This is a genomic window from Halanaerobium sp., assembly GCF_003070835.1.
Genome location: NZ_QBLR01000183.1, coordinates 1 through 6,812, shown reverse-complemented (window position 1 = coordinate 6,812; position 6,812 = coordinate 1). Strand labels below are relative to the sequence as shown.

The window sequence follows — 6,812 nt, the reverse complement described above, 5'->3', positions numbered from 1 at the left end:
TACGCTTTTATTAGTGATCGAAGACTTTCAATTTATTGATGTTTTATTTGAGACAGTTTCTGCCTTTGGTACAGTGGGACTTTCAACAGGAATTACCGGACAGCTATCTGATATCAGCAGAGTTTTAATTACTATCACGATGTTTGCTGGCAGAGTTGGTCCACTTACTCTGGCACTTGCTTTTGGAGAAAGGGTAAGAAAAGGAAAATATCATTATCCAACTGAAAAAGTAATGGTTGGTTAATTTAGATAGGGGGAAAATAATAAATGAAGCAGTTTGTTGTTGTAGGATTAGGAAGATTTGGAGCTAGTGTTGCTACTACTCTGGCTGAAAATGGACATGATGTGTTAGCGATTGACCGTGATCCTGAAAAGGTGCAGGCGATTAGTGGAGATGTAACACATGCTGTAGAGGCTGATGCTACCGATGAAGAAGCATTAAAAACTCTGGGTGTCAGAAACTTTGATGTAGCTGTAGTCAGCATTGGAGATAATGTTTCAGCGAATATATTGTGCACTTTAATTTTAAAGGAATTAAGTTTACCGTATGTAATTGTGAAAGCACCAGATAAATTACACGGAAAAGTTTTGAGCAAGGTTGGTGCAGATAGAATAGTTTATCCTGAGCGTGATATGGGAGTTCGAATTGCTCAGAATCTTATCTCTTCTAACGTTTTAGATTATATAGAGTTTGCTCCAGAATATGGAGTAATAGAGATTCTTGCCAGTGATAATATGGTCGGTAGAACACTAAAAGAACTTGAATTAAGAGCCAGTTTTGATGTTAATGTAATGGCAATTAAAAGAGGGGAAGAACTATACATTTCTCCAGGAGCAGATGATAAAATTGAAGCTGGAGATAGACTGGTTTTAATGGGTAAAAATGAAAATCTAGATAAAATGAGGGATTTTGGCAATTAAATTTGTCTTTGAGGGAGTGTAAACTATGAATATAAAAACTTTAAAAGGGAAAATACTCCTTGGTTTTGCAGTCATGATCTTTATTCTGGCAGGGGTTGTTGGCTGGAGTATATATAACTTTGAAACACTTTCAAATGCAATAAATGATATTTTAGTGGAAAATTACCGAAGTATAAAAGCAAGTGACAGTATGGTTGAGTCAATAGAACGTCAGGATAGTGCTCTGCTGCTGCTTTTGAGAACATCCGAAGTACAGGGCCAGGAAATATTCAGACGTAACGAAAAGGAATTCTATACCTGGCTGGCTAGAGCAGAAGATAATATCACCATTGAAGGTGAGGGAGCAATTTTAGAAAAAATCAATGAAAAATATTTTAACTTTGTTTCGAAATTTGATCAATTCTATAATGCAGAAGAAGATCAGCGCTGGCAGATATATAATCAGCAACTATTACCATTGTTTAATGAAATCAAAAGTGATATTCGTGAGTTAAGAGAACTAAACAGACAGGCAATGGTAGAAGCACAGAGAAGTGCCAACAGCAGAGCCAACCAGGCAATTATTTATACTATTGGTTTAGCCCTCCTGGTAATTGTTTTTTCTCTAATCTTTGCTTTTTATCTGACCAAACAAATTTTAAGACCGATTAAGGAGCTTGAAAAAGGGATCAAAAAGGTTGCAGATAGAAATTTTCAGCAGCAGGTAGAAGTTGCTTCCGAAGATGAAATTGGAGTTCTGGCAGATGAATTCAATGAGATGATTTCAAAACTGCAGGAATATGAAAAATTGAATGTAAAAAAACTTCTGATGGAAAAAGAGAAATCTGAGGCTGTTGTCAATAATTTAAGCAGCCCATTGATTGTAACAGATCAGGACCATAAAATTGTATTAATTAATGAAACCGCTAAAGAATTATTTTCAATCAATAAGGATGTAATTAACACCCATTTTTTAGAAGTGATTCAGGCAGAAGAAATTTTTGAATATATTAAAAATCCAGAAGCGAAAGAGAAAAACACCTTTAAATTAAAAAAAGATGATAAAGAACGACATTATCGAATATCTACCAAACAGGTAATCGATGAAGATGAAGAATATCAATTTACAGTTACTCTTTTAGAGGATATTACCCGCTTAAAAGAAATTGATAGTATGAAATCGGAATTTGTATCTACTGTATCTCATGAGTTTAGGACCCCACTGACTTCAATGAATATGGGCTTAAGTATGGTCATTAATGAGGATACAGGAGAAATAAATGAGGAGCAGCGAGAACTGCTGGAGGCAGCCTATGAAGATGTTGAAAGGCTGACAGAATTGGTTAATGACCTCCTTGACCTCTCTAAAATTGAATCAGGTAGAATTGAAATGGAATTTGATAAGGTAGATGTTAATGATATTATTGAAAAAACACTCAAGCCTTTTTATAAGCAGGCAGAAGAAAAAGAAATTGTTCTTAAATTTAAACAGTCAGAGGATAATGTTTTTGCCTATGCAGACCCTTCCAAAATCAGCTGGGTTATCTCTAATCTGGTTGGAAATGCACTTCGCTATGCAGATGAAGGGAAAATAGAGGTGGATGCAGAAATAAAAGGTAGAAGGGTTCTAGTATCAGTAGCAGATAATGGACCGGGAATTCCAAGAGAATACCAGTCTAAGATTTTTGATAAATTTGTGAGAGCAGGAAATGATAAGGACGAAAAGAGCGGCACAGGGCTCGGACTGGCTATTTCCAAAGAAATTATAACAGCCCATAATGGTAGAATCTGGGTCGATAGTAAAGAAGGAGCAGGCTCAACCTTTTCATTTTATATTCCCAGATTTGGTTATCAGGAGGGAAAAAATGAGTAAAATTTTAGTAGTAGATGATGAAAAAAATATTAGGCTGGTTGTAGGTAAGAGTCTGGAAAAAGCAGGTTTTGATGTTGACTATGCTGTGGATGGAGTTCAGGCAGTAGAAAAGGCTAATGATATAAACCCGGATCTGATTCTGCTTGATTTGAGACTGCCTAAAATGAATGGGTTCCTGGTTTTAGAAGCTCTAAAAAGTGATACTTCTACTGAAGAAATACCGGTTATAATTCTTTCGGCCTTATCGGCAGAAGATGACGTACAGAAAGTAATATCACTAGGAGCTGAAGATTTTTTAGTTAAACCGATCAGCCAGAGTGATCTGCTGGCTGCAGTAGAAGCTAATATACGAACTGAAACAACTAACGTTGAAGAAGAAAAAGAGGAGGAAAATAATAATGAAGAATAAAGTACTAATTGTAGATGACGAAAAAAATATACGTTTGACTTTAAAAACTGCTCTTTCTAAAGCAGGTTATGAGGTGGAAACAGCAGTCAATGGGGAAGATGGGCTAACCAAATTAAAGGAAGAAGAGATTCCGGTTGTATTACTGGATATGAAAATGCCAGGAATGGATGGAATCCAATTTTTAAAAGAAGTAACTGAAAAAGATATTAAGACAAAGGTGGTTATGATTACCGGTTATGGCAGTGTAGAAACAGCAGTTGAAACCTTAAAATTAGGGGCAGTTGATTATTTACGCAAACCATTTAAACCAGAGGAAATAATCTCTATTGTAGAAGATGTATTTGAACGGCATGAAATAGAAAATAGTGAAAAAGAAGTAGAAAGTTTTGAAGACTATATTATGCTTGCCAAAAATGCAATTAATAAAAGAGATTTCTCAAAAGCCAAAGAAATGCTGCAGGAAGCAACCTCTGTAAATTCCGAAAAACCCGAACCATTTAACCTGCTGGGAATCATTTACGAAATGCAGCATAAACAGGCAGAGGCGATGAAGATGTACAGGGCAGCTCTGGCACTTGATCCAGGTTATAAACCTGCAAACGATAATATTGAAAGAGCAGGAGAAAGTATGGGCTCTATTGATCTAGATGATGTTAATTTTGGAGATGACGAGGAGGAAGAATAAATGTTTATTTTAATTGTGGGATGTGGCCGAACTGGTTCATTATTAGCAGGAAATCTTTCTCGCTCCGGTCATGAGGTTGTTGTAATTGAGCATAATCCAGAATCATTTGCAATGCTGCCGGTTGATTTTTCTGGTTTTCAAATTGAAGGAGATGCCGCAGAAAATGATATTTTAAGAGAAGGAAAGATTGAATCTGCTGATCTGGTTATAATAAGTACAGGTAATGATCAGATTAATTATCTGGTCTCACAGATGGCAAAGTTGAATTTCGATGTGCCCAGAATAATGGTCAGAGCAATTGACCCGGCAGTAGAAAAAATGTATGAAAAGGATGAAAGAGTTGAGATTTTCTCTCAGATATCTCTTTTAGCTGAAAACATGATCAATAAAATTGAGCGAGAAGGGATGAGGTAGTAATGGATATTATACTGGTTGGTGGAGGTAAATTAATTTATCATCTTGCCAAAAAATTAATTTCAAAAGGACATTTTTTAACTATTATTAATAAAGACCGAAAACTGGCTGAAGATCTATCCAGAGAGATAAATGCAACAGTTGTTTTTGGAGATGCAACAAATAAATCTGTATTGGAAGATGCAGGCGCCTATAAAGCTGATAACTTGGTTGCGCTAACTCAAAAAGATCATAATAACCTTTTTATCTGCAAGATGGCTATGGATTATTTTGGAGTGGAAAGAGCAACTGCTTTAGTAAACAACCCTGAAAATGAAGAGTTATTCAGTACCCTAGGAATTACTGGGATTTTTAACATTACAGATTTGGTCAGTTCAATTATAGAACAGAGTGTTGCCTCAGACGATGTTAGTAATCTGACAATGATTGAGGAAGGAAAACTGAGCATCTTTCAGGTAGAAGTTTCTCCAGATTCAGAAGCCTGCGGTAAGGAAATTAAGGAGATAGACCTGCCTCTGACTATAGTTTTAGGAGGAATAGTGCGGAATGGTGATATTACTATTCCCCGGGGTGGTTCTAAAGTCCAGGCTGGAGATAAAATTGTAATTATTTCTCTGCCAGAGGAGCAGGCCGAAGCAATTAAAGTTTTTGGTGGTGAGGAATAAATGAAATATAAAAACCTACTTATTTCTCGTTATTATTTAATTTCAAAATATACCGGGATTATTATTATGTTTGCTGGAGGTGCTATTCTTTCACCACTGCTCTTTTTAATGGCCTATCCAGAAGAAGCTGCTCTGGCACCACATTTTTTACTGGCAGCCGGTTTATCAATTCTGGCTGGATTTATCCTATATATTTATGGGAACAATCATCAGGAAGAGGATGTGGAATTATCATTAAATGAAGGAAGTATAATAGTTATTTTTTCCTGGCTGGGAGCAATATTCTTTTCTGCAATTCCCTTTGTTACCATTTTGGACATGAGCTGGACCAATTCTATTTTTGAGGTGGTTAGCGGCTGGACTACAACTGGTTTATCGCTTGTAGATGTTACTACTGCCCCAAAGTTGATTTTAATCTGGCGTTCAATTATGCAGTTTTTTGGTGGTGCTGGTCTGGCTGTTATTGCTCTATCATCACTGCTGCCGGTACATGGAATGGGTCTCTATATGGCTGAGGCCAGAAGTGATAAACTGCTTCCCCATGTTAAGCGCTCAACAATGATGATTATGAAAATTTATACTCTTTATACTGTTGCTGGAGTCTTTTTATACTATATTTCTGGAATGACGCTCTTTGATTCGATTAATCACTCAATGGCTGCAATTTCTACCGGTGGTTTTTCAACTCAGCCGGATAGTATAGGTCATTATAACAGTCTTTCTATAGAAGTAGTTACTATTGTTTTAATGTTTTTAGGTACAATTAACTTTGCAACTCATTATACCCTACTTAAGGGTAAAATAAAAACATTTTTCAAAAATGCAGAAATTCGCTTAATGATCACCTTAGTTACATTGTTAACACCGATTATAATGTTTTTCTCTTTAAATGCTTTATATCCGAGATTAAGCGAAAACTTTAGAATCACCTTTTTTCAGATTGTTACTGCTTTATCAACAACCGGTTTTTCGACCATCTCTTTTGCTGGCTGGCCGATATTTGCTAATTTCATTATTATCATAATTATGCTGGTCGGTGGTGGAACTGGATCAACTGCCGGTGGTATTAAGCAGTACAGGATTTATTTGATCTTTAAATCAATTTACTGGGAAATTAAAGAACAGTTTTTACCGCGCAGAAGTGTGAGCAGCAACTATCTCTGGCGGGGAGAAAACAAATTTTATGTTAAGGATCATCACATTAAAGATGTAGCAAATTATATAATTCTATATTTATTTACTTTTTTTGCTGGGGTAGCAATTCATACTGCTTATGGATATTCTCTTTTAGATAGTATGTTCGAATTTGGATCTGCTCTAGGAACTGTTGGACTTTCAATTGGTTTGATTTCTCCAGAGGCACCAGTAGGGATTATCTGGACTCAGACTATAGGTATGTTTTTAGGTAGATTGGAGTTTTTTATTATTCTTTATGCGGGAATTAAACTGGTCAAAGATGGAATTTATATTTCCAAACATGATTAAATAAAATTATAATTTTGCAGGAATAATTGTTTCAGTCACTAATTATATTTTTAAGGATAAAATTTAATATTTCAACCGCTTAATTTCAGACTAACTGGAAGTGGGGGACCCAATTTTGGGGCTAATCCTTTTTGGAGAGAGACCTTTTACTCTCAGCCCGTCAGCTAACCTCATAAGCTTATAAAAGGTAGATAATCTGAATCTATTAATATTTATTGAATCTAGTTGATTTAGATGAATATTTCTTATTATAAGCCACTTCAGTTAATTACTGTTGTGGCTTTTTTCTATAGATAAAATAAGAAGACAGGGGTGGTGTTAAATGGATTTAGGAAATATTATTTTAGGTGTTGTGACAATCTTTGTATTTATTTATCTTTC

8 protein-coding genes and 1 riboswitch are annotated in these 6,812 nt (G+C 35.6%); all 8 genes read left to right on the top strand.

What is annotated here, in order from left to right:
* Window positions 1-244: potassium transporter TrkG (locus CI949_RS14740; RefSeq protein ID WP_290767598.1), on the top strand; the 244-nt coding region annotated here is incomplete at its 5' end.
* Window positions 245-267: 23 nt separating this feature from the next.
* Complete coding sequence (locus CI949_RS14735) at window positions 268-921, top strand: TrkA family potassium uptake protein (protein WP_290767658.1); 654 nt, start codon at window positions 268-270, stop codon at window positions 919-921.
* A 25-nt stretch (window positions 922-946) separates the two neighbouring features.
* Entirely contained in the window at window positions 947-2,773 is a 1,827-nt protein-coding gene (locus tag CI949_RS14730; RefSeq protein WP_290767656.1) for an ATP-binding protein, read from the top strand.
* Window positions 2,766-3,182 (top strand): response regulator transcription factor, encoded by a 417-nt coding sequence (locus CI949_RS14725; protein WP_290767655.1) that lies wholly within the window; start codon window positions 2,766-2,768, stop codon window positions 3,180-3,182. Before CI949_RS14730 ends, CI949_RS14725 begins: the two co-directional genes overlap by 8 nt.
* A complete protein-coding gene (locus CI949_RS14720; RefSeq protein WP_290767653.1) occupies window positions 3,172-3,867 on the top strand; it encodes a response regulator in 696 nt (231 codons plus the stop codon). The genes CI949_RS14725 and CI949_RS14720 overlap by 11 nt, the downstream gene beginning before the upstream one ends.
* Complete coding sequence (locus tag CI949_RS14715; protein ID WP_290767651.1) at window positions 3,868-4,281, top strand: TrkA family potassium uptake protein; 414 nt, start codon at window positions 3,868-3,870, stop codon at window positions 4,279-4,281. It begins immediately after the preceding gene.
* Between the two features lie 2 nt (window positions 4,282-4,283).
* Window positions 4,284-4,946 (top strand): TrkA family potassium uptake protein, encoded by a 663-nt coding sequence (locus CI949_RS14710; protein ID WP_290767648.1) that lies wholly within the window; start codon window positions 4,284-4,286, stop codon window positions 4,944-4,946.
* The gene (locus CI949_RS14705) at window positions 4,947-6,431 is read left to right on the top strand and encodes a TrkH family potassium uptake protein (protein WP_290767646.1); all 1,485 of its coding nucleotides are present in this window, start codon (window positions 4,947-4,949) and stop codon (window positions 6,429-6,431) included.
* Window positions 6,432-6,497: 66 nt separating this feature from the next.
* A riboswitch (cyclic di-AMP (ydaO/yuaA leader) is annotated at window positions 6,498-6,626 on the top strand.
* The last annotated feature ends 186 nt before the right edge of the window (window positions 6,627-6,812 follow it).